Annotated in this window: 11 protein-coding genes; 2 read left to right on the top strand and 9 right to left on the bottom strand. The window is 46.8% G+C overall.

Annotation, left to right across the window (positions count from 1 at the left end; genetic code table 11):
• The first annotated feature begins 18 nt into the window (after positions 1–18).
• Together FHW36_RS08200 and FHW36_RS08195 are read left to right on the top strand one after the other, a co-directional pair.
• The gene (locus FHW36_RS08200) at positions 19–1,527 is read left to right on the top strand and encodes an FAD-binding protein (RefSeq protein WP_145665443.1); all 1,509 of its coding nucleotides are present in this window, start codon (positions 19–21) and stop codon (positions 1,525–1,527) included.
• A gap of 326 nt (positions 1,528–1,853) precedes the next feature.
• Complete coding sequence (locus FHW36_RS08195; RefSeq protein WP_145665437.1) at positions 1,854–2,888, top strand: helix-turn-helix domain-containing protein; 1,035 nt, start codon at positions 1,854–1,856, stop codon at positions 2,886–2,888.
• Positions 2,889–2,925: 37 nt separating this feature from the next.
• Here the strand turns inward: FHW36_RS08195 and FHW36_RS08190 are convergent, their stop codons facing one another.
• The 9 genes from FHW36_RS08190 to FHW36_RS08150 form a co-directional block, all read right to left on the bottom strand.
• A complete protein-coding gene (locus FHW36_RS08190) occupies positions 2,926–4,821 on the bottom strand; it encodes a Hint domain-containing protein (RefSeq protein WP_145665433.1) in 1,896 nt (631 codons plus the stop codon).
• A gap of 53 nt (positions 4,822–4,874) precedes the next feature.
• Positions 4,875–5,405, bottom strand: a complete 531-nt coding sequence (locus tag FHW36_RS08185) for a hypothetical protein (RefSeq protein ID WP_145665430.1) — start codon at positions 5,403–5,405, stop codon at positions 4,875–4,877.
• A gap of 21 nt (positions 5,406–5,426) precedes the next feature.
• Positions 5,427–13,703, bottom strand: coding sequence for a Tc toxin subunit A-related protein (locus FHW36_RS08180; RefSeq protein ID WP_145665427.1), 8,277 nt, complete (start codon positions 13,701–13,703; stop codon positions 5,427–5,429).
• A 12-nt stretch (positions 13,704–13,715) separates the two neighbouring features.
• On the bottom strand, positions 13,716–20,981 hold the full coding sequence (locus FHW36_RS08175) for a Rossmann-like fold-containing protein (RefSeq protein ID WP_145665423.1): 7,266 nt from the start codon (positions 20,979–20,981) through the stop codon (positions 13,716–13,718).
• Between the two features lie 534 nt (positions 20,982–21,515).
• Positions 21,516–22,589: an NAD(P)H-dependent flavin oxidoreductase gene (locus tag FHW36_RS08170; RefSeq protein ID WP_145665420.1), complete on the bottom strand. Its 1,074-nt coding sequence runs from the start codon at positions 22,587–22,589 to the stop codon at positions 21,516–21,518.
• A 19-nt stretch (positions 22,590–22,608) separates the two neighbouring features.
• On the bottom strand, positions 22,609–23,403 hold the full coding sequence (locus FHW36_RS30445) for a nuclear transport factor 2 family protein (RefSeq protein WP_186452345.1): 795 nt from the start codon (positions 23,401–23,403) through the stop codon (positions 22,609–22,611).
• A 67-nt stretch (positions 23,404–23,470) separates the two neighbouring features.
• Positions 23,471–23,689 carry a tautomerase family protein gene (locus FHW36_RS08160; RefSeq protein WP_145665416.1) on the bottom strand — a complete coding sequence of 73 codons (219 nt, stop codon included), beginning with the start codon at positions 23,687–23,689 and terminating at the stop codon, positions 23,471–23,473.
• A 10-nt stretch (positions 23,690–23,699) separates the two neighbouring features.
• A complete protein-coding gene (locus tag FHW36_RS08155; RefSeq protein WP_145665410.1) occupies positions 23,700–24,236 on the bottom strand; it encodes a YceI family protein in 537 nt (178 codons plus the stop codon).
• Between the two features lie 70 nt (positions 24,237–24,306).
• Positions 24,307–24,894, bottom strand: coding sequence for a Crp/Fnr family transcriptional regulator (locus FHW36_RS08150; protein WP_145665407.1), 588 nt, complete (start codon positions 24,892–24,894; stop codon positions 24,307–24,309).
• Positions 24,895–25,132: the final 238 nt, after the last annotated feature.

The following is a 25,132-nucleotide window of genomic DNA, read 5'->3' as shown; positions in this document are numbered from 1 at the left end:
CCCTGTTATTCTTCTGCTATGAAAATTGTTAAACACGGCAGTTCCCCCTGGAGTAATATGCATAATACCTTTACACAACAGGTAACAGATCTCTATGACCTGGCCAATGAAGTGACCGGCACGGCATTACAGAATTATAATGATACGACCAGCGGCATTCAGCAAATCATTAAAAACGCTATACAAAGTAATACCTCCCTTCGCACGTTGGGCGGGAGTTGGTCATTTTCCCCGATAGCATCCACCAAAGGCATTTTGCTCAATACCAAACCCCTCAATATCCGTTTTACCATTAACAGCAACAGTACGGCTGCTACCTATACCGGCGATGCCAAACGGCTTTGTCTTGCGCAATGTGGTAACGCGATCTGGGAGTTGAATGACTTCCTCCACCAGCGGGGACTATCCCTGTCGGCATGTGGCGCCAGCAACGGCCAAACGATTGCAGGGGCCATTGCTACAGGCACACACGGTGCTGCCATTGGCTTTGGCGCCGTACAGGAAGGCGTGGTGGGCTTGCATATCATTACCGGCCCCGATAAGCACATCTGGCTGGAAAGGGCCTCCTATCCTGTTATGGCCGACTCCTTTGCCAACAAACTGGGAGCAGCAATGGTGCGCGACGACGACGCGTTTAACGCCGCCGTCGTCAGCTTTGGCGCATTTGGCTTTATACATGGCGTTATGATCGAAGCTGAAGATGACTATTTGTTGGAATATTATCTGCGCCGCGTACCTTACGACGACGCCCTGATTCACCAGCTAACCACCCTTGATTTTACGTATCCGCATTTGCCTTATCCTAATGTTACCCCTTTCCACTTCCAGTCGCTTATTAATCCATATGACCTCAACAAAGGTGCTTACATGACCACTATGTACAAGCGTCCTTACCGCAACGACTACACCAAGCCCAAACCTAACGGTGCAGGGATTGGTCCCGGCGACGATGCCCCCTGCTTTATCGGTAAACTGGCAGGCGTACTACCGGCAGCCGTACCGTTATTGGTCAATAAAGTGCTGGCAGCAAGTCTCACGCTACGTGAACAACAATACGGGCGACTGGGAGAAATATTCAACAACACCACCCTGCGTGGTAAAGTATCCAGTGCCGCAGTAGGACTCCCCGTTTCTGTGGTAGATAAAGTAATAACCGGATTGCTGCAGGTGAATAAAACGGATGGGCCGTTTGCAGGACTATTTGCTTTCCGCTTTGTGAAAGCTTCCAAAGCCACCATGGCATTCACACATTTTGCCCCCGTCACCTGCGTATTGGAACTGGATGGCGTACTATCACCCGAAACAACGCACTTTTATGAAGCTGTTTGGAATATGCTCGATCAGCTGAACATTCCTTTTACCTTTCATTGGGGGAAGATGAATACACTAACCCCCACACGCGTACGACAGATGTATGGCGCCAACCTGGATCAATTCCTGGCGGCACGTGCCAGGATAGTAGACCCCGAAATGCTGAGGATTTTTAGTAATGATGCTATGAAAGAATGGGGAATTGATGAGGTGTGATGCAGTCGCCGGTAGTCAGGAAATGCGCAAAAGGATGGATTTGGTTTTTGAGGCAACCCATCTTTATAAAAGGCGCTGTTGTTGCAGCCATCAACGTTTTTCATCATTTAGTTCATGCGCCATGAACTAAATGAACCCTGTGAATCGCATCAGCTCCTATTTTATTGGTTTTAAATTTTTTGTCTTCATTTAATTGTTTTAAATTACCTGGTGCAGAAGCGGGTACAGCGCCCCCGTATTAGCCCAATACCCTCAAAAAAATATTATCAAAGTAACCATTTTACCCAATTATTTTCTCACTGCAGTTTCGTTGATGTTTTAATGACATGGAAGAACTAATTTTTTCTTGCAAAATAGGAATTACTCCCTGTTGGATAGAAGCACTTAGCATGGCGCTGATGGAGCGCACGCAAATGGGCTATACAGCCAGCGGTTATCGTATCATTAAATGCTGGGCACATCCTTCCGTTGCAGAAGGTGTATCCTGTTACTTACAGCTGAATGAAAATATGGCAGTACATTATTCTAACCTGCAATATCATTCTCCTGTTCACCTGAATATGCTCAATGATGACGGCTATTGTCTTTTACATTTCTCCCAACAGGAAAACCTTTACCTGCCGTCATCTCCGGCATTGCTTCCGCTTTCCCTGACGGACACCGTTACCTTGATGAATTGTACCCAGATACAATCCACTTATCCCGCGAAGCATGGTAAATCAGGTACCAGGCAGCATGGGATTTGTTTGATCATGAAGAAGAAATCTGCGTTAAAAATGGGCGTCCGGTTATTGAATAAGGCAACCTTGTACCAGCTGTTTAATCCTCCTCTCCACGCCATCTTTATGCAGTATAAGATGGATCCACGGGCATGTAAAATCATTCATGAGCTGGATCAGATTAATATCCGTCATGCGGCCTTCGGGCTGCATCTAACCGCTGCCACCTATTCCTTGCTGGCGGGTTTCCAGGATATGCTAACGAACCAACCCCTGCTAACCACGCATAAAGTATATGGCGCCGACGAGCACGCCATCTATAGTACTGCTGCCTATATCACCGACAATATCGAAACTGAATTTCCGGGTTTGGAGGAGCTGGCGATGAAAGCCAATATGTCTGTATCAAAATATAAATTACTCTTCGGTAAAATTTATGGTATTGCGCCTAAGCAACTATTCATTGAAAAGCAACTCGAGCATGCGAAAAAGCTGCTGGAATCAGGCAAATACAAAGTAGTGGAGGTATGCCAGCAATTAGGTTATAGTAATCCGGGTTTCTTCTCCCGGCAGTTCAGAAAAAAATTCGGCATCTCTCCCCGCGGTGTTTCCTGCTGTGACAATGAAAAACCGGGCAGTTAGAAAACATACCCGGTTATAAAAACGCGCAATTATAGCATCATTTATTTCCTGGTGCCTTAAAGGAAGTAGAAGCATATTTTGGATCTATGCCGGTACCAAGCGCCGATTTCAGGTTCTTCGCTGTCACTTTATAGGTGGCATCCGGTTCCAGTACATTCACTACCAGGTCTACCACAAAATCACGCTGCGGATTTCTCTTGGCAGTGACTACCTCCACAGACGGATCAAACTCATAATTCTTGGGATCATCCGTTGTAGTTGGATCAAGCGCCAGGCTGAATGTCAGGGAAACATTTGTCAGACTGCTGGCACTGGCCAATTGTAATTCAATTTTCTTTGCTGGAGGACCACCGGCGCATTCAGGCAATCCACCGCCGAATGGTGCGCTCTGAATAATGGTGGTGCGACAGGCAATAGATGGATCGTGTAATGGATCCAGCGGATTACCGCCCGCATTTTCCGGGCTAATGAGACTAAACATATATTCCCATTGGTCGATGGCCGCCGTGATGTATTGGAAAGCAGGCGTATTCACCCATAGTCTGGAGCCCACGATACTAAAGGAATATCTGTCTGCCTGACCTACGGCTGAATAACCTTCCAGCACTTTAGGCTCTCCGCCATAGAAACAACCTACACCATGACCCATTGCCATGGCGATGCCTTCATAGTTGAAACCTATCAGACGTGACAAGCCTCCGGTCAATATCACTACTTTCTGACCATAGGCTTCAAATGCGTATACCTGCGGCATCAGGTCAAAAGGATCGTAGTAGAAGACAATATCTGGATAGGAGCCTTGCAGTTGGCGGCGGACAGTATCATAATTTATCTGTGCCATCGGATCTCCCAGGGAAATGAATTTTCCTTTTTTCAGGATGTCTTCTGACTGAGCGGGTGTCAATAACCTTTGTGCTCCTACTGGAATAGGCGCAGATTGACGGCGGTAGGTGGTGAACATTCCCCCGGCGGTACGTTTTTTTCCACCATCAGGGCCAGTGGTTGCCTGGTGATTGAAATGGAAGAAGACATCAGATTTAACCACGTGCTTCTTCATACTCTGATCATATTCAGCGGTACCGATACGAGGCAGCTTGTCATAATTATCCACTTTCCTGTCATTGGGCAGAGAGTCGAAATTCAGCTGAAATTCAAAATCGCCGGCAACAACACCACCAGTGAGGATGAGGTGTCCATCGGGATTTTTATTCCATAATTCTCCGGCAGCAATGTGATGTACAGCGCCATTGTAGTTACCCATGCTCACAAATACCACCTCAACGTCATTCCCTTCTTTGTCTACCAGCTTATCTCCAGGTACCAGGCGACTGGAAGTAGTATATTTTCCGTTAGACAGCAGGAAAGGTTGGTCTTGTGTACAAATAAGATCTTTCGCCTGATCGGCACCGAAGCCGATGTAGACCATCATGGGCTGTGGTCCTTCGCCGGTTCCCATGCTCAATTTCACGATGGAGCTGGCCCATTTTGGTTTGATCCCTCCATTCACTGATCCGGTCAATACTTCCGCTCCAACAGGAATGGTGTAGATCTCCGCATACCCATCGGGCACTGCCACCAATGTTTCTTTTGCAAAACATGCGCAGCAGCAGTAACACCAATCCATGGTCCAGTTTGGGTCTTGCTGCATGAGTGCATTACACTGCTGAAAATAAGTCGAAGGGGGAAAATACTTCCACTCATTTTTTGGAGCGTTCCTACAAACGGCGACACGGACTTGAAAATAAATGATACCCGCATCTACGCATTCCTGGTGATAATCGCCCCCCACGCCAGTGAGTGTATCACAATGGTAAGGGAGACTCAGGGTATCACAGGGAATACGCTGCGCATCGAGGATCTTTTGTTTACAGGTATTGGGATCGTAAGATGCTGCGATCACCGCCCTTTGGGGCTTTGCTTTTACTTCTGCCATAAAATAGGATTTTGTGTTATGGAATAAAATTTCCGGAATTACGGATGGGAATATCAGCCTGGAATGGGCTCCTGCCAGCGATTAAAGCCAGGACGTTGCGGATCAGGCTCAGGACAGGTATCTGTATTGCGACGCGCCTTCACAGATACTACACATCCACATTTGCGGCATACCTTGCGCTCATCTACTTTGGCGCCCATCATTTTGTATAGTGCTCCCTGTTTGGGAGGAGGCACATTCAGGTCGGGGCAGGCATCGCAGGCGCTGAGCCGGCGTTCATAGGTTTCATTGGAAACGGTGGAGAACCCCGTAGCCGCCCAGCGTGCAAATGATTTAGCTGCATTGGAGATCAGGGTAGCGGTACTTGGCACCACTCCCTCCTCTGCTACTATTTTGGGAGGATTTTTGAGCAGCTGTTGCATGAACTCCGGGGCGTTTCTGCAAACCAGCAGATTATGTGCATATACCGGGTTTGCCAGTGCGGAAAGCAATACCTGCTCAGTAACAGGTTCTTCCAAACCCAGGATAGCGGCCATCTCCGTGCATTGTTCTTCCAGCGGGTGTGCGGTATTTATTTCTTTCATCTGAAAAATGATTGTTATGTTCTAAAATACTTTTGCTTCATACAATACAATCACCTGCATGTCGATCAGTTTGGTGCCATCGATAAACCCATCTTTCAGCAAGGACGCTATCTTTGGATCATTCAATGCAAACTCAAATCGCCACTGTGGCGGAATCGTTTTGGCATTCCAGGTGAGTCCTGTTATATTGATCATACCATTGTTGATCGGAGGCGTTTGATCCGGCTGTGTGCCCGCTTTAATCGTCAGGAAAGTAGCGCCATTCGGAATAGTGACACCCGGTCCCAGATTGAACTGCACCATCACGGTGGTGTAGGTGGCTGTTTTAAAATAGCCCAGCTGCGCCAGATCAAGATTCAATGTAAGTGCTTGTTTGGTGGTGTTACTATGGTCGTTCAGGAAGGTAAACCATGCGCTGCTCTGGGTATTTGCATCTACGTACAGACCACCATTCAGTGGCGCCTGGCCGAGGGCCTGTCTTACTTGTATACCGAGTGAATTATCATTCACCGCGGTATAGTTCAGGGTAAGGATCACATCCGAAATCTGTTCGAAATTGAAGCGATTTGTTTCCATCGGCATAGAGAGATGCCAGCTGGACACCACGCCTGTTCCTTCAAAAGGCAGGTAGCGTTCATCATCAAAATTCAAGACAAACATCCCGGAGTCATTCACTGCGGTAGACAATGCAATCATCTCATTGGCTCTCCAGTTCTGGCGCAGGCCTGTTGATGGCGGTGTGGAATCAATTCCGAGCAGGTATTTCACCGCATCGATGGACGGCGCAGTTACCACCGAGTTACTTTTTTGCGTCAGCGTGGCCTTGATATTCTGATAAGGTCCCAGCACAGCAGGAATGGAAACACTAACGGAAGCGATCATACGCAGATATTGTCCCGGATAATCATAATCAAAAAGGGATTCCTTCAGGTCAAAATCGCATTCTCCCTTTGTTTTGAGATCGAGCAGCGCCTGTGGTGCAATAGATGCCAGTGAAATGTTCTTCACGATTTCCAGATAACGTGTATTGCTGGTACGATAGCTGGTATTCATCCTGTTCAATGCCAGTCGCAATCCTTCACCGGCAGTCAACCCTTTGTGGAACGAATCCCAATAATCGAAAGAAAGGAAAGTAAGGCTGCTACCAAGTTCCAGCTGATAGGCCGCTTCCGCCTGACGAGCCGTTTGCATGGCCAATGTATAGGTCTGGTAATACACGGCAGCGAGACGTCCCATCATCCATAAATACAAGTCCTGGTTGGTAAACTGTGTTCTTAAATATTTGTCGATGTCTTTGTTCTGCTGGATGGATTTCAGTTGTACCACCAGGTCTTGTTGTGCAGACGATAACTGCATATTGGCGGCATCGATTTGTTGGGTGATGCTATCGACATCTGCCTGTGCGATCTTCTTCTGTAACTTCCAATCTTCCTTACGGCGTTCATAACCTCCCATGGTAGCGGAATTCGCGGAGATATAAGTACTCACTTCCGCGCTGATTTCAAATACGCCGGAAGCGGCATTCAAGGCATTCCCCAGTTGCTCACCACCATAGGTCATGGCAAATGGAGATCCTACCTGTGGCACCGCATAGCCAATAGAGGCCGCCGTTTTGGTGATGCTTCCCAGGACATTGAATGCCATCGCAGCGGCAGCAGCATCCAGGCTGGTCTGCTCAAAAGAGCTTAGTCCTCTGTCTATAACATCTGTATAGAAGGTCAGTCGTTCATTGGCGCTGCTAAGGTTACTATTGAGTGAGGCGATGGTATGCTCTAACTCGGTGATGTGATCTTCTTTTATCTTGGTCGTCAGATCGAGTATTTGTCCTTCCTGGGTATTGCGAATCATTTCCAGCGCCGCTGCATCATTTTTCTCCAGTGCGCTGAGTAGCGCGTTACCCAGATCTATCACAACGGAGCAAAGCGTATCTGCTGCGGATATGGCAGAGGAGAAGCGGTATGGCGACAATTGCGCAGCAGGGTTAATGCTTATCTGCACGTTGTTACCGGCCGCTGCAGCTTTTACCAGATCCAGTGGGTTTAGTGGCGGTTCAAACAATGCCAGTGTCCGGAACACACCCTGAATATTCAGGGAGTTATTGATCTTGTACATACGATCCTGTATGGTATCCCAGCGGGCCATCAGTTCACTATTTTCGGGTACGCAGAAGTATACATACAAATCGTTGAAAGCATGCCCCAGCATGGGGGTATCGGACCCGTTACCATTTACAAAATTCTCCAGGTCTATCAGAAACTGGGGAATCCCATTCGGATATTTTGCCAATATTTCATTGAAGGTCAATACCACGTCGCTGCCAGGGCATTCGCCTACCATCTCCGGTTTAGGGCCTAATAAATCGTACGCATATACGTAGAGCAGATACGCCGCTGTAATGGTTTCCCAGGTATCCTGGGCGAAGAGCATATCTGCCCATGCAATAAGATTATCTACATATTGTATGAAGACAGATTTCTCAAATGCCCCTATGCGCAAACGCGCGATAGCAAATGGATCGAATGGATGATCGTTATAAATTCTGATGGCAGGATTGCTATCCGACAGCATATCAGAAAGGGATTCCAGGGTATGATTCCGGAAAGGGCGGAACTGCCAGAAGTGGCTGGCAGGCGCATTCAGCTGGTTATTCAGCAAGATGTTGCGCACCATAATGATCTGTTCATCGGTCAGCGACGGATCTGCTACTTTCAGGAATGCCAGGTCATCGCTGGCTTTAAAGCCTGGATTTACTTCTCCGGCCGCATTGAGTATGGGAGCCGGTGGTGTACCGATGTTATGGGATTTTAATGTAGCAACGATAATGGTACCCTGTTGCTCAGATATTTGCATATCCGATTCCCTGTAGATCAGATCGGGTGTCACGAACACCTCTCCCACCGTAGGATTGAATACATACTGCATCCAGGCCTGCGCTTCGGGAAAACGGTGATTGGTAGCGAGACCTTCGGCAATCAACATCGGTATAAAGAAAAATATTTCCCAGTAATATTGACCATACAATCCATCAAAATCCACCTGGGTAGCATCCAGCGCAGATGGCCAGTTGAGATTGGTGCGGGAAGGCGCAAATCGGTCGAATGGCTGTACAGGTATTACCGGGATATCTTGCATCTTCAATGTCAGCAAGGCATCTACTCCATTTACAAATAAAGCACGGTTCACTTTATTGATGGCCCCTGTGGACATTCTCGTTACATTAAAAATATAGTCAGCGGGAGATGTCTTTGTTTTTGCGTCACCATCATTGATGTAGGTCAACGATAAGGCCATCGGTGCATGGGCCAGTACCTGGTAGATATTGGTAATCTGGCTTTGCGTGATCGTTCCGAGCAGCAACAGGTTACCCATGGCTATTCTCACCGCAGGGCCCGTAACATTTGCATTTACTACTCTTCCATTCGGATCAATGATACTGAATTTCTGCAAGTCCTGGTATACCTTTGTGGCCGCGTCTTTATTCATTTTCGGGCCCACGAAATCTTCTACGAAGAGAAACGGCGCATTGATCAATGCATTAAAGATATAAGGCACCTGTGCTTCTGTGATGGTGCCTAAAGATACCAGGTTGGCCAGGGCAAAATCCACCATCGCCTGCGTTATATTGGCGACAGGTCTGTTATTGACAATCAGGCTAAATTTTGCCAGCGCATCAAATACTTTAGAAGAGGCATCTGCATTGATAGCTCCGGGTGTAGTGCCCTGATAATTCATGATACAGAAGGGAGCATAGATCAATGGAGGCCCCACCGTCAGCCCGCGGGCAAAGTTGCTGAACATGGGCTGATTAGGAACCGTACGCTGGGGACTGAGCAGGAATATTTCATCGCTGGCGTAAAAGAGGAATGAACCGGGCAGTCCTTCCACCGGGCATATCCTGGCCTGGGCATCAGCCAGCGCGCTAAAAAGCGGGGTTGCCGCCATATTGCTGAACAGCACCTGTAATACCGCAGGGAATTGCGCCGGGCCAAAATCATTGTAAACCGTCATCGGTTTCAGCGCGGTGAAAAGGTCCAGGGTCAGCATCTTCGCAGGATCTATTGTATTATCTCCCTTTATTACCCCCGCTGTTTTCAATGCAGCGAAAACGGAGGAGCTCTGCGCAGGAGATATACCCACACTTATAAAAGCATCACCATCAAGACTGGTAGCAGCGCTGGTTGTATTCAAACTCACGGTGCCTACAATATTCCGGTTATCTGTAATAGGTTGCCCTGTATGTGAGACCTGCATAACATCACCGGAGCTTTGCATTTCACCGTGGATGAGGTACATGAGCGACTGCGTCACATAAGGGTCGGCCATCAGCCATTCTGTTCTCTTCATCAGCACCCCATCTTCCAGTCCCGCATTGAGCACATATACGGGCTGCAGGTTAACATTCCCGGAGAGTTCCCCTTTGACCATGCTATTATGGTTTTCGGCGAGCCGGTGGAGATTTTCCCAGAAGGTGCCAGAATTAGGATCGTTGGAAGGAGGTGTTGCCTGTGCATCCACCATCTTGCCAGTATTCTGCATACAAGGGCCATACATCACCACCAGTCTTTCTGCTTCGGATTTATTGCCGGGTGTGATGACATAATTATCGGCCGTCACGTTGAATGCATATACTTTATTCCAATAAGGAGCGTCCATGTTGAACAATCCTTCGAAGATACTTTCGTCCATCAGGTTCACTTTCCTGTTATCCTGGGCTTCAAAAAGTACTACTTCCTGATCTACCAGGGTTTGCGCTTGCACCCATACTCCTTCTACATTCAGGAAAGAATAGTATACAGACGCCGTATAGGTGATGCTGTTATCCGTTTGTACACTGCCATCCGTACCGGAAACAGCAGAAGCATTACTTCTTTTTATTTCATTCCAGAAGATAAATGGCCGGTTAAACGCATATACTAAGGAGCAGTTGGGAGAATTTATACTGAGATCAATTTTCTCCCAGGGGGACCATGGCAGGCCTTCTTCCTGTGAGCAATAATAAAAAGTATAAGGGTCTGTTTTTGTTCTGGCTAGCAGGAAGGTGGTATCCACCCCTTCCACTACCGTGCTGTAAGCATCTACAGGCTTCAGTTCTGCCACTTCTTCAAAGCCATTCATGTAGTTCGTAAAGGCATTCGTCACATACGCCTTGGTAATATCCGATTGTTGCAGCGCCTGCACCAGTGTTGTAAACTGCGGTGTGGTATTGGTGCGCAAACTGGGGATCAGGTAGTTTTCGGGATATACAAAGATCTGCCGGTTCGCTTCCCATACCCGGTAATTCATCATCCACTCCCACCAAACCGGCTGTATTCTCGACATATCTGTCACACCTGGCTCTAATCTGAGGTGGCAGCGTTGCAGGTAAGTTTGTGCAGCATTCAGTGCTTCTTTGATATAGGAGATCTGGGTTTCGGCCCCCATCTCTACATCAATCAGTAAAAATTCATATACATTTCTGGGTGCAGTAATACCCGGATAATCCTCATTCAACAGCGCCATTACCAGTACCAGCAGGGCATCCCGTACGGCGAGCATCATATCGCCATTGATGCTGTTGCTAACGGCATCCCAGCCGCTGCCATACCTGCCGGCAGTTTTGGCCAGTGTATCTGCGGCCACCTGGAGATATTTGGTCCAGTTGCCAACAGTAGGAAGCGACATCGTGCTCACGAATGTCGACATAAACATAGTATCCACTCCCAATGCGGTCATCAGCTCAAAACAGGATTGCAGGTCTTTCAGCTGTATTGTCAGCACAGATATATCTTTCAATGGCCCGTCCAGTAAAGATTTTACTTCTTTCGGATTCCAACCGGTAGCATCTTGCAGCGTCTGCAGGCGTGTATCAATGGCCACGCCATCAGTAGATTGCTGAATATAGGCCAGCAGCTTATTTTGCTGATCACCGTATACTGTCATCATCTGCTGCACCAGATCTATCTCCTGGATAGTATTTAGGGAGATGATATCAAATTTGGACGTCAGCTCATAGGCGGCGGGACATAAAGCCACATTAGCCATGGTGGCGGCAGTGGTACTCAATGCACCGGAAAGCACCAACCAACGTGAAACGTAGGCCAGTACCTTATGTACATAATCGCTGTATTTGGGGGTTTTGCCATCTGCGTCGGCAGTCATAAATCCTTCCTCCCAGGTTGTAACACCTGTAGGCAGTGGCACAGCGGCTACGGACATCTGCATCACCGGCATAAGCATGGTGTTATCGCTGCCAAAAAGAATGGCCACCTGCGCGGTGATGTCGGCGCCCAGTGTGGGCGAATCAGCGGGTACGCTTACCCAAAGGCTGCGCAACCATTCGTCTACCAGGTCAGGTAGGTACATCGGGTTTACATACACACTGCTAACTGCATTCATGATATAATCCAACTGGTATACAGTGATGCCGCTGAGTTGCATCCATGTTGATACCGCGATCATTTTGCTGATCTCATCGAGGGTAGGTGCTTTTATATCCACCAGTTTCATCAGGGAGACGAAGATCAGGTAGCGGGGCATCGTCAATTGCAACGCTTTGCTGAGGGTAACATGGCGGTATAACTGCGACAGCGTGTCTACCGTTAACTGCTGCTGATTATTCGCATAGAGCGCCACTCCTAAAAGGTTAGCATCAGTAAGCGCAATACCCAGGCCAGGCAATACGCGGTTGATTGCCGCCAAATCGGCGCCGGTGCTGGAGCCTGGGGTCCATGGCAGTGGCGTGCTTTTGTACCCAGGATTAAGTGGGTTTCCGGACGGATGATAAATATCTTTTTCTGCAACAGCACCCGGTTTATTAAAGAGTTGATCGAACTGGCTGCCTAGTGCATTTTCACTGATCCCATATGTTTTGATAGGTCCCAGCAATGAGGTGATCTTTAGCATGTCTAACTCCAGCGTAGTAGCCAGCTGCAATAGCTGATCCACTCCGGTGATGGCGGCATCGTCAATAATGGGTGTGCTGCCCTTCTTAATACAACGCAGCATCCAGTCGAGGTCCATCATCGTTTTGCCCGTAATCAGCGAAAGACGACGCAGCCTGTTGATGCGATCCAGCGGATCAACATTCAGGTTGAGCAATTCCGCAGGTTTATCTTTTTCTTGTTTGATGGATACCCATTTACCCGCCAATCCCTGATTAATGAAGAAGTTTACCTGAAGCCCAGCCTGCTGCTCCGCATCAGACAGATCCTGGTTGAGTATGAGCAGCAATTCTGCAAAGTTGATCCATGTTTTAGCGATGAACGTATCTGCAATATTGAGTACCGTAATATCTGTTACATTATAAAAAGGGGCAATGCCGGCGCTGGTGGTCACCGGCGTAATAAGAATGCTCTGGGCTTCAGGAGAGATACCCAGATTGCGGGGTGAACTGATATTTGCAGGCGCCATCCATGCGCTCAGTACTGCTCCGAAAGTAACATCCGCCTTTTGAAACAATATCTGCGTGGTACTCATGGGTGAGTTGAAAGGCAGCTGCATGGGGTATTTGATGGTAGTGGCCACCTGTTCGAATACGGCATCTGGGGAAGCGAGTTTTAGCTTCGCCTGTATATAGGCCACCAATCGTTCTATCACGATCTGAATAAAGGGTATCAGGGTGTTGGTGTTGCCGCAGGTAAGCTCTATTTCACCGATATCAGGTCTTCGGGTAGCGAAATACAGCGATGGTGGTATGGTATCTTTATTGGGCTCATACACGTATTCCTGGATGATGCGTAACAGGTCAGTGAGATAGGCTGCTGGTCCGAAGATGGAGCGGCATTCCGGGCATCCGCAGAAATCGAGTGTTCCGAACATCTCCTGATAACTGGGCAGGTCCTGGAACTCTTCGGCAATAGCGGCACTGACGTTATTCAACGGCGATTTGCGGTAGAAGGGTGATACTACGCTGCCTCTGAGACTCGCCCAGAGATGCATAGATTTATTTCGTATGCCCGTTGCCGTTTTATGCATCTGCACGGCATCCGTACGACTCAGTTTCAGCTTTTTTGCATGATCAGCTATAAAGTCGTTGCGCGGTATACGAGCAATATGGTTAGCAGAATTGAGCCCCATGGACATCAATTTCTCCTGTGTTTTAACATCCCCGGTAAGATGCCCCAGTCTATGCTGCGTTTTCAGCAATTCCACTGTTTCAGACATTTCCCCGGCAGGCACCCCCTTTTTCTTTAAATGGGTTTTCAATTGATGGATGCCCTCTTTCCTTCCCAGATTATATTGGCTGATATCAACATCAGGGTGTTGTTTATAGAATGCAGACAGGCTTGGGGATTTGGTGGTATTTGTTTTCTTTGCCATAGCAAATAAAGTTTATGATAATGAGCCGAATACCGGAGTTGCAAAACTTCTCAGCAAATCCGTTTTTAGTCTTTCCCATGCGGGGTTTACGGGTGGTGGTGTATCTGATTCATCTTCCGATTCGCTATCGGTGTCTACGGCTGTCCTTGCTTTCTTATACTCCGCAGCCGCCGCCGTATCACTCGACCTTTTTTGTCGGAATACAAATTCCACCGAGCCGTTTTTGGTTACGTCAGCGGACCCACCACCCTGTGTCATGGTGTGCTTATATCCTGGGTAACGTGTGTCACTAAACTTATGCTTACTGTCCAGCACCCAGGTGTCTTTTTCCGCCCCCTCATCCAGTACCTTGGAAAAACCATACATCGATTCAATCCCGGCCAGCTTGCTTTTCTTCCACACCCGCGGGATATGAATTTTGATATCAGCAGTCAAATATTCTCTGGCTTCACGAAATAGGCCTTTCAATACATTAGAAGTATGATATTTACGGCTTTGTGTATGTGGATGACTAAAATATATCTGTTCAATGCCCGCTGCCTCGGTATCCGTCCAGGTACCAAAATCAGTAGCATCCACGCCATGTAGTACCTGTACACCCATTGCCTGCAACGCCAACTTATTTTTATACATCGTGTCAAAGAAATCCATCTCTTCCAGCTTATCTTCCGATTCATAGGTGGTGGCGACCATCGTATGCGCTATATCCGGATGTTTAGTGGCAAAGGCCAGGGCATAAGTGAAATCAGATTCGCCGAGGAAAAGCCGTGTTCTCCCGGCAGGATTGGAAGATGCCGCCACAGGGGCTGCAAAAGAAGTTCCTGTAGGGTCGTAATTAATCAGTGGATTATTACCCACATAGGTATAAAGGTTCAATCCATCTACCGTACCTTCTGGGTCCGGCTTATTCCATCTTCCCAGCCACGATATGTAGTAGCGTGCACCGTAGTAATACAACCCGGTACTATCGTCACATTCCTTTCCGTTGTAGCGATAGTCCTTGATATCTACTTCTGTTTCACTTTCCCCGGCTATGATGCCGGTGCCGCCAAAGGGGAAGTATTCCTCATAGCTGATCAGGGCCGCCGCTGCATCTCTTTCCATGGCCACGGAGCTAACATTGTTACTCAGCTGAAAACGGAAACTGCGATCACCTGCTGCATGTCCATTACGCTGGCTGTTGGCGCTTACCCAATAGTGAACAATCAGCGCACAGTTACCGGTATCCATCACGCGGAGTGTTTGCCGCTCCGACGTAAGGACGGGATTCCCACTGCCCCCCACACTGTATTCGCGCGTCACTTCATAATTGCCGAGATATATCTTCTGTGAAATATTTGTCACCGTACCTCCATGATCAAGGGTTTCGTTCACTTTAAGTGTGCGCATTTCTGAGGCATCATAGAGATAATAATCAGCGTCATCAGGCTGATCAGGACGCGTAATAATCGCGGCTTTCACCAGATTATTACAACAGTTATAAGATAATGGCACCATACTGTTGATCTGCAGCTGCCGCATGTTTCCGGCTTCATCGTATTCGATACCACTAAGCCGGTTACAATTCGCCAATACCGGTGTATCCACCGTATAAGATGTACTGGCGATATGCTGTTTCTTAATAAGGTTATTGGCATCATCATAAGTATATATCTCCCTATAGTTCTCTAATTTTACCAGATCATTGGAAGATGGCAACTGGCTGAAAATAGATTGCTTAAAACTATTATCTACCTTATTATTCTTGTACGTATTGCCATTGATGCCGATGTGCTGACGCCCGCTGGCTTCTATCAGCCGGTACACGGCATCATAGGTAAAATTGGCAATCGGATCTACCTGTTGATTATTGTTAAAAACAATTTCTACACTGGTATCGTTTGTTTGCGTGATATTACCTACCGGATCATAGGTGTATCCTATATCCATTAGCAGATTGGTATCTATCACGTTTACCCTGGTCCTGGTCTTTGCTTTTGCCGACGTTTTGGCGTTGCCTTGTTTGACTGTTTGCTGTTCCAGCAGCCGCTGCGTGGTATCTTCATAAGTGTAACTGGTAACGATGCCGTTGCCATAGGCTACGGCTGTTCGCTGTGAATTAGCATTGTAGGTAATACTGCTAATGACTGCTTGTGTGCTGTTATCCTTAAATGTCAGATCGATGCCTTTCAGCAATGATGCCTTGTTGTAGGTTTGGGTAGTGACCGTATCATCTGGAGAAGTACTGGTAATGAGCAGTTGTAAGGCGTTGTAGGTATCCTTCTGCAAGTATACTTCTGCTTGCAGGGGCACCTGATCTTTCCAATTTACGGGGAGTTTGTAATCTTGTACCATCTGGCGGCTGTACTGCATGATTTGCCCCGCCATACTATAACTGCTGTCGATAACGATGCCGCTTAAGTCATTTAGCTGATAGACCTGTCCGCGTAGGTTATAGTTGTAGGAGTCAGCACGCGTTTCGCCATAGGTGTATATTTCAGCAAGACTAAAATCTTCGAAGGAGGTGATGGGACCAGTGCTGTCCAGCTTTTTTACCAACAGCTGGAGGGGCCGCTGCAATTTGTCGTAGGTAGTAAACTGGCAATAGTTACGCGAATTCCAATCCAGGAGGCGTTTATCGAAGATATTAAGCAGCTCCTGTATTACACCAGCGTCTGCGCTATCGGTACTCAGTGGTTTTTCGGCCTCCATCGCGTAGAGATACCTGAAATTATAGTAGTGGGTGCCCTGTTGCTGATTCGATTCATATAGGCGCGGATCAACAGATTCCACTACCCTGCCCTGAATATCATTGATAGTATGGGTGGGCAGCTGTCTGCCGCCGGCCAGGGTATGAATCTCCATACAAGCGTTACCTGTGTTGGAGGACACGGTAATGGTGGGGGTATCAAAAAACACCGCGGCTTTTTCCAGGGCCAGTTTTTCTGCGGGAGATACCTTATCCGGATAGTTATTTTTGTAGAAAGATGACTCCAGCACGGTATCATCTTCATCATAATATTTCTCCTCCCAGGCGGTACGCATCGTTTTGGTGAAGAAGCCCTTGGGGGTATCTACTCTTATCACGCGCATCAAAGGATCATAGTAGGTACTGGTGGGCGGTATCAGCACAATATCATCCAGACCTTCATAATAAGGCGAGTCGGAGAAAAACGGGAAATACTGTTCGCAGGGTTCTCCTTTGTTGTTGTACACCGTACGGCCTGAAACCATCCACTGATCAGTAGTGGCATCTTTATCTACCAACAGTTTATTCGCTATGTCTCTCCCCATTCCATCTTCATACTGTATTGCAGTTTGACAGCTAAAAGGAGTGCTGGCCGCATTTACGTAGTAATATTGGTCCCGTACCAGATGAATAGCGCTGATGGGCTGGGGATCCTGATTGGAAGGCTTCCAGGTATGCAGGGAATAATAGAAATAGTTAGTGGCGCCCTGCAGATAATAGTCTTTATGTGCCAGCACATCATCGAAAGTGATAGCGCCTCCGGAAGATCCGGCCAACCTGTTTTGATACTCCGCTGGTTTACTATCATAAGCGTAAAGCCGCATCCCACCTGTATCTACACCGGCCTCTTTCCCGAACGTGCTGGTCACTGCTACCAAGCCGAGTGGATCAAAGATAGCCTGGCTAACATTGTTATTAATATCGATCACTTGCTTGTACTGCATCACCTGGTAATCTATTTCACAAGTTTGCTGATTGATCGTCGTGTCGTCCAGGTATTCTTTCTGTACAATCGGCATCAAAACAAAAGGAGTATCATATTCCAGTGTCACCTTCTCAAAAAGCGAAGAAGTGGGCGCTGCAAAGGAATTCTCCGTTTTATAAGGCATATGAAAATATCCGGACTGGGTATGATCATAATAATATTGTATCAACCCACGATTCCACCAGTAGCCGTTAGCCGTATCGTAGTAATAGCCGCCGTCGTCAGCAAGAATAGTTTGGGTGAGATGGTTGGTAAAAGCGGTATCTATAAAGGCTTGTGTGAATGCTGCCGATTGCAGATGATGGGTTAGCCCGTTTGAACTGATTTGGCCAAAAGGCAGAACGGCCGACTGATCTTCGTTCCAGAAATACACCTGGTTCCATGTCAGTTGCCTGGCTTCCTTCTTCAAAGGATCGAGTGCTCCTCCGTAGGGAACCACATTTGTAAATGCGGTATCCACCTGTGATTTGGCTGCATTGAAGCTGAAGTATTGACTATTTACATCGGGAGCCAGCCCGAATATTTCAAACTGTTGCTGCTCGCATAGCAGTCCCCTCCATCTGTAGGTCGCATTCTCAGCAGTATCGATGTACTCATATTGGGCGCCTGTTGCCTTTAGCGTCAGCTGGTCTGGCAAAGTGCCAGACATATTGTTTCTACGGGGCAGGTAAATGATCGCAGATGCTTTCACTTGGCCGCTTAGTTCATCGACCGACAAGGTAAAATTCTGCTGTATACGCGGATCATCCGGGTTGCGCTCATAATTGTAGGCGATGCCTTCTCTTGGATGAACCGTAAATGCGGCATAGCGCTGTCCGTTGGCAGGTTGCACCAGGGTAACGGTCACATTGGATGCTTCTACCGTATAAGGGTTGACCGCTTCCGGACTATCATCGGTTCCATACACTTCTCTGCGCAACAGCTGACCGCTCAACGCCAGATAGGCTTCTCTTAGGATCTCTGCATCATCGTTGTAAGTTCCCAGTTCCATTACACTATCCGGGAAATCGTATGCGGACTTGTCTCCCTGGAAAAACTGGCGTTTATAATAAGCCATATTTGCCTGATACCCTTCAGATACGCCTGTGAGGAACCATTGCCGGGTATATACCGGTGCAACGAATAACTCAGGATTGAATTGTTGGGAAAAGACCTGATTGGAAGTGAAATCATCAAACTTTTCTGTATCCCAGGATTCGACATATCCAAAGCCGCAAAACCTTCGCTCTGTGGGATCGTAATAGCCATCATGATATTTATAGGTGCTGCTGTAGCGGGTATTGGTGATAAGGTCTATCGTTACTCTTGATTCTACCACCTGCACTGGGAAACGCAGTTTTGTCACCCAGGGCTTACCTGCCAGTTTATCTTCCAATGCGAATTTGGTGGAACTACAATAATGTAATTGTGTGATACAACCCATATTATTGTCCACCTCATTCATCAGAAAGGGCTTCATTGTTTTGGCGGTTGTGCTTCCGTATAGTGCGATTTCTCCGGCAAAATTGTAATAATAGTGAATAGGGATCGGCGCTATTTTGGTCAATACCAGGCAGGTAGTGCCATTGCCCAGTACATCCACAAAGCTCACCTGGTCCATGGCATCATACAATGCCGGGAGCTGTATCTTAATAGGATCGGCGAAGCTATTGCCATTCTGGTTAAGGTATATTGCTATATGATTGGCAAAGAGGTAAATCAAATCTGTAGTGCCAGTACCGGCGATATCTGCCAGATAGAGCTGGTTGCTGTTGAAGTTATTATCGAAGAGGGGTGCATTGCCCATCAGCACTTTCTTTCCGTATACTCCGTAGCCGAGGTTGGGCCAGCATTCCACGATACCGCTGCGGATGCGCACTCTATGCGACAGTCCATCTCCAAATATGCCCGTAAACGTTACCAATTCCTGGCTGGCACTGGTTGGAGCTGGGATGCTATTGGTATTGGGTACACTTCTGAGTGGTTTGTATCCTTCTTTTCCTTTGGAGAAAAAGATATTGATATAATTAGGTTCTGCCTGCAGCAGATCTGTTTTGCCATTATTGTTGATACCTACTGGCTCCATGAATGGCAGTGAGGCCGTATTTGGATATTGGCGGAAGGTGCTGAAATTATCCCAGGTACCGTCGTTGTTGCAATCATAGAACCCTGCCTTCGCTGGGTTGCTGATGAGCATTTCCAGCTGCCCGTCGCCGTCAATATCTACCAGCGTGGCATTTCCATCCTGTATGTTTCTGTTTACCGGAAATTGCTGACTGTATGCCGGACCGGCGTATTTTCCCTCGCCAAGTGGTGCAAGGTAAAGAGAGGTTTCATTGTTGCTGTAAAGGAAACCGGGTAATCCATCACCGTAGAGGTCTACTGGCAGGTATGCTGCGCTGCTGAGATCACCGGGAATGGTGAAGCCCTCTCCCATTTCGAGCACTTTAAATTCAGGCGCTATCGGCGGATTGAAGGCGGAGTAACGTAGTTCCGTTGTGGGTTGTGCGAGCGTCGAAAAAGTGCCGTCATCATTGAGGCGATAACCGCGGAGGGTTACTTTGTTCAACATCGACATACATTGAAGTGCAACATTGCCATAAGCCTGCTGGTGCAGGTATTCCAGGCTCAGGGATTTCACCAGCAACGGCGTTGCCTGGAGGCTGGGGAAGTGATGAAACAGTAAAACGTTGCCGCATAAACGAAAAGTGCGTATCTCAAAGCCGCTGTTATATACGGAATACGGATCCGGCCTGCAGGCCCAGCTTTTCGTTGGAGTGTAGGCCTTTGCCGGATCAGCAAGATCATATTCTCCGTAATCAAATATCAGCTCAAATGCGAATTGCTCTTTTTGGGACGCATCCAGATAATTGCCATATTGAATGCTATGAATATATCTGTTGGCTGTCACGGTTCTATTCTGCTCATAAATGGTGGCAGGTACATTATCCGTATTTTCTTTCTTATAGCTGAACCTATTCTTATTTCCTTTATTGTCCTGGCTCTCATCTATCAGCCATTGAAAAATCTGCTGCGGTTGATCAGGGTTACTGATACGCGATTCTTCTGTCTGCCCGTAAAACCTGAGAACATTATCTGCCGACAGCACTTTCCAGAAAGAGAGGCCCGTAGTATCGTCCTTCCATTGTTCTATAAGGGAATAATCGCTCAATATTCTGGGGATATAAATAGTAACCGTATAGGAGATACTGTTAAGGGTCTCCTTCCGTGGGTTGCCGTTCATTTCTTTTATCAGCAGCTGTCCTGCTTCTTCCAGTTCATAAATCATGTCGCTATGATACTGTGGGGTGCCGGTTGTTGTGCTGACAGATATTTTTGAGAGAGATAATGAACACCCTAATCCAAAGGCACTATTACCGTTTCCTGAGCTATAACTGAGCGCCAGATTGGGCTCGAAGCCTCTGGCAGCTGTTACAGGCAGGGGTATAGAATAGGTGCCAGTGCCAGTAAAAATATTTGGTTGAAAGGAATCTTCCAATCCTTTCATGGCTCCGCCTCCTTTGGGCAGCGACAATTCTTGTATGGAAATTTTGCTTTTCCCGGATTTATCTTCGTTGGGTTCCATAGTATATTATAGTTAGGATAGCTTATCAACTACACTATCGTTTAAAAACACGAACAGGCAATTGCCTTCCGGATAACACCAGATGAGTCAATATGATAAGAAGGGGAAAGAAAGTGGATAACTATCTGCCCGGCGGTCTGTACTGCCGGGGAAGAGAGGGATCACACACGCAAAGCATTACAGGTTTATTGGATAGTTGATGAAAAAAGGGATTACGCATCTTAATTAAATTAAGTATTACGAGGTTATCTGAGGTAATAGTAGCTGCTAACAATAAGGTTTTCCAGGTATCTCATCATAACGTCAAATGAATGCAGTCACAATTGGTCCTCCTGTTACAACGGAAAATAAAACTACAGCTGCTTACAGAATATTTCCATACAGTTCTGCTATTTTTCTATACAAAAAAGCTTTTTTGTCTCCTTCTTCTAAAGGAACAGTTTCTCATAAATTATCTCCACTTCGTATTGCCTGCATGGCGTCAATTTTTTTTGTAAAATCTATCTTTTCACCGGTTGAACCTTGGCCGTTGGATCATTTTGCGAATAAAGCGGTGGCCTCTGTTACCAGCGCGTGCATTAACGCATCCGCCTTCCGGTGTTTCAATATGGGAGCAATCTGTCCACCCCAAAACTGCATCATATCCCATTGTTCTTTGCCTAAGGCGGCTTTTCGCAAGGACGACATAAAGTGGCCTTGCAACGGGAAAGGCAGGAATCCGGCTTCCTTTCCTTTCGTCTCTTCTCCAAGCCTGCTGGTCAGTCCGCGTCCGAGCCTGCCGGTAAATGCGCGTGTCAATGCAGTGTATTTCGCCTTTTCAGAGAACAGCGCCTCCCTGTGAATGGGCAATACATTGGATTCTTCACAGGCCAGGAAAGCTGTTCCTATCTGCACTGCGTCCGCTCCTAACGTCAGGGCTGCTTTGATACCGGCACCAGTTGCGATTCCCCCAGCCGCTACAACCGGAACTTTCACTTTCTCCCGGATCAGTTGTACCAGCACAAAAGTCCCTGTTATGGAAGCTTCTGCCGAGCCCAGAAACGAAGGGCGATGCCCGCCGGCTTCAAACCCTGAAGCGATGATCATGTCTGTGCCGGTTGCTTCCAATGCCATGGCTTCATCCAACGTGGTGGCCGCTCCCACAGTGATGATCCCTCTTTTGTGACATTGCTCCATTATATCCTCCGTCAGTGTACCAAACATGTAACTGAATACTTTGGGCCTGATGTCCATGACTACCTGCACCTGATTCTCAAACCTGGATTGAAAAGGCGCGATTTTAGCAGGCACAGGCAGATCTAATTCATCAAAGTAGGGCTTAAACACCTGGGCCGCCCGTTGATATTGCTCGTCGGTAACTGTTCCGGTAACATCCGTATCTGACACCCATAAGTTGATATTATACGGCTTATTGGTGGCGGCTCTTATTTGCTTATCTATCGCCACGATCTCCTGCGGGCTATTGGTATATGCGCCATAACCACCCAATCCGCCGGCATTTGAAACCGCAGATACCAACTGCACTGACGAGAGATTACCCCCAAATGGCCCCTGCATAATAGGGTAATCAATACTCAATAACTCCGTCGCTTTTGTTTGATACCACATTGTGTTGAATATAAAAAATTTAATATAAACTGTTTACTGCAGTCAGGAGAACAACATCGATCTTATCATTCACAATCTTTCCTTTCACAAACTCAAAAAAATTCCTGGCGTGAGCAGATGTCTTATGCACCTCAAAAGCTGCGTCGTTCTTATACTCTTCGTAAACGACGATCGAAAGGGGCGAATCATTCCGCATATTCACCACAAACTGCACACAGCCAGGTTCCCTGTTGCTCTCCGCTGCCATCGCAGCTAGGGCTTCCTTCATCTCTTTTTGAAAGGCGGGAAGTATTTCCATATAGGCCACCAGGTTAACTTTACGTTCTGATCCCGGAATATCTGACGGCTTTTCAGAAGTCTGTTGGCCGGCCGTGTCAGTAATCATCTTATTGACGAGGACCCATTTTTCATCAATTTTATGAAAAGACAAAAATTCCTGGTAAACAAAATCGTACATCACCACTTTTACTTCGGCGGTGGCTATCGAATTAACCACTTTGATAGAAAGTATCTCACCTTTGAATGGCTTGCCGGAAGCCTTTGGGCTCTGTCGATTTTTGACACCATCCAGGTACTGCGATAAATTTTTGGCGTAGGGCTGCCCCTTTACATCTCCCAGAACCAAAGTCCCTGGGTGATACACCGTAGTTAGCAGGGCAACGTCTCCCTCATATATACCTTTAAAGTAGCGATTCTCCAGCACATCGGATATCGCTAATGAGTCTGGTTTATTAGTTTCCATTTTAGTTTTGTTTTGTGCTTCGCTGCCCCACAACATGCAGGACCGTAAAGCTGTCAGGAGTATAGTTTTCATTTTAATTCAGATTGTAACCGGCGCCTAATCCCCCGTCTACATTAATATTGCCTGCTTGTCCATTGTGTTATTTTTTATCGGCAGTGATGCCTTTTTCACGTAATACGGATATTTGCGCGCCTGCATATCCCCAGTTGTCCAGCTCAATTTCCTGTATGGCAATATGCGTGAGATGTGGGTCTTTGTTGAAAATATTAGTGAACAGGTCTGTTATACCTTTTATCAACTGCTGCTTTTTTTCGCGGGTAATTCCTTCGCGTGTCATTTCAATTTTTACGAATGGCATATCCTCAGATTTATGCTTGAGCGGGTACTTCCACTGCTTTTGCCGTTAACACGATATTCAGGTCAAAGTCGTTGTAAATAAGCGTATCGCCGAGGTTCTGGAAGAAATTTCCTGAGCGGAATTTAATGCCGAATTTGGTACGGTCAATGACGATAGTGCCAGTTGCGGTCAATGTATCATCATTCAGCTTAGTCTTTACATCAAATGCCACGGGATTGGCGATGCCTTTAATAGTAAGGTCACCTTTCACGTGGTTGCCCTGTACAGAAGTGATTTCGAAGTAGGCTTCCGGGTACTGCTCAATACTGAAAAAATCATTGGAAGCCAGGTGCCCGGCAAATTGAGCGTTGGTGGCGGGGTCTGTAATGTCCAGTATTTTAATGGAAGTGGTATCTACAACAAACCTGCCGGCTGTTATTTGCCCATCTGTCAGGGAAAGTTCACCTGCTTTAAGCTGGATAGTTCCGTTATGCGCTCCGGTTACTTTTTTACCTACCCAATCAATCTTGCTTTGTGCAACTGTGATATTAAATTTTTGCGTTTTCATTGCTTTGTATTTAGATGTTTTAAAATTTAGGATACAAAGTAACGATAGGATTTCCGGCTGATTAGGTGACTTACATCACATTCTTATGCGAGTTGTAAAGCCGGCTTAAAGTTTCCCTGGACACTCCCAGGTAGGCGGCAATTAAATGTTTGGGAACGAGGTTATACAGCAGGGGGTATAATTTCATTAGTTCTTCATAGCGGGTTTTAGCGTCATTATTCATAAACGACAGCAGCCGCTTATGTGCAGCCACATAGCCTCCGTTGGTACGCCAGCGGAAAAAATATTCTACCTGATGGATCTCCCTGCAGAGTTTTTCACGATCAACATTGGATAAACTCAGCAGTTCCACGTCTGTAATACAATCCAGGTTGACGGTGGCTTTTGTCTGGGTATACAATGCATTATAGTCTGATGCCCACCAGGTAGGCATCGCAAATTGCAGGATGTGCATCTTTACATCGTCGTTGATAAAAAATGTTTTTAGGCAGCCGGAAACAACAAAATATTCATTGTCGACTTTATCACCTTCCCGGATGATTACCTGCCCTTTTTTAAACGAAAGCGGCTTGAAATGACTAAAGAAATAATCAAACTCCGCTGGAGTAAGCGATGCAAGTTTAGTAATATGTTCTTTCAATAATCCCCTCGCATCCATAATAAAAATAAAATATCCGATGAACCCTGATGTAACAATCAAATATATAAAATTCCCCAAGAACCGATTGAGGATAGGAGAAAGCGGGGATCAAGTAGAAAACTTGGGGGATTGTCCCAAAATTGTTTTTTTTGCAATCTAATTAGATAGGACACCGTGGATAAGAATTTAAATCTTCTCTTAGAAGCCCTTCTTCCCGAGGGGATTTTGTATTATTTCGAGCTTACAGATGCTTCTC

The organism is Chitinophaga polysaccharea, from assembly GCF_007829335.1.
In the GTDB taxonomy this organism is placed as follows: domain Bacteria; phylum Bacteroidota; class Bacteroidia; order Chitinophagales; family Chitinophagaceae; genus Chitinophaga; species Chitinophaga polysaccharea_B.
Note: the sequence above shows the minus strand (reverse complement) of the source record. Positions and strands in the feature narration are given on the sequence as shown.

Excerpts from the sequence above, each read along its gene's own strand:
- FHW36_RS08200 (WP_145665443.1), top strand. The coding sequence starts at position 19 with ATGAAAATTGTTAAACACGGCAGTTCCCCCTGGAGTAATATGCATAAT.
- FHW36_RS08195 (WP_145665437.1), top strand. The coding sequence starts at position 1,854 with ATGGAAGAACTAATTTTTTCTTGCAAAATAGGAATTACTCCCTGTTGG.
- FHW36_RS08190 (WP_145665433.1), bottom strand. The coding sequence starts at position 4,821 with ATGGCAGAAGTAAAAGCAAAGCCCCAAAGGGCGGTGATCGCAGCATCT.
- FHW36_RS08185 (WP_145665430.1), bottom strand. The coding sequence starts at position 5,405 with ATGAAAGAAATAAATACCGCACACCCGCTGGAAGAACAATGCACGGAG.
- FHW36_RS08180 (WP_145665427.1), bottom strand. The coding sequence starts at position 13,703 with ATGGCAAAGAAAACAAATACCACCAAATCCCCAAGCCTGTCTGCATTC.
- FHW36_RS08175 (WP_145665423.1), bottom strand. The coding sequence starts at position 20,981 with ATGGAACCCAACGAAGATAAATCCGGGAAAAGCAAAATTTCCATACAA.
- FHW36_RS08170 (WP_145665420.1), bottom strand. The coding sequence starts at position 22,589 with ATGTGGTATCAAACAAAAGCGACGGAGTTATTGAGTATTGATTACCCT.
- FHW36_RS30445 (WP_186452345.1), bottom strand. The coding sequence starts at position 23,403 with ATGAAAACTATACTCCTGACAGCTTTACGGTCCTGCATGTTGTGGGGC.
- FHW36_RS08160 (WP_145665416.1), bottom strand. The coding sequence starts at position 23,689 with ATGCCATTCGTAAAAATTGAAATGACACGCGAAGGAATTACCCGCGAA.
- FHW36_RS08155 (WP_145665410.1), bottom strand. The coding sequence starts at position 24,236 with ATGAAAACGCAAAAATTTAATATCACAGTTGCACAAAGCAAGATTGAT.
- FHW36_RS08150 (WP_145665407.1), bottom strand. The coding sequence starts at position 24,894 with ATGGATGCGAGGGGATTATTGAAAGAACATATTACTAAACTTGCATCG.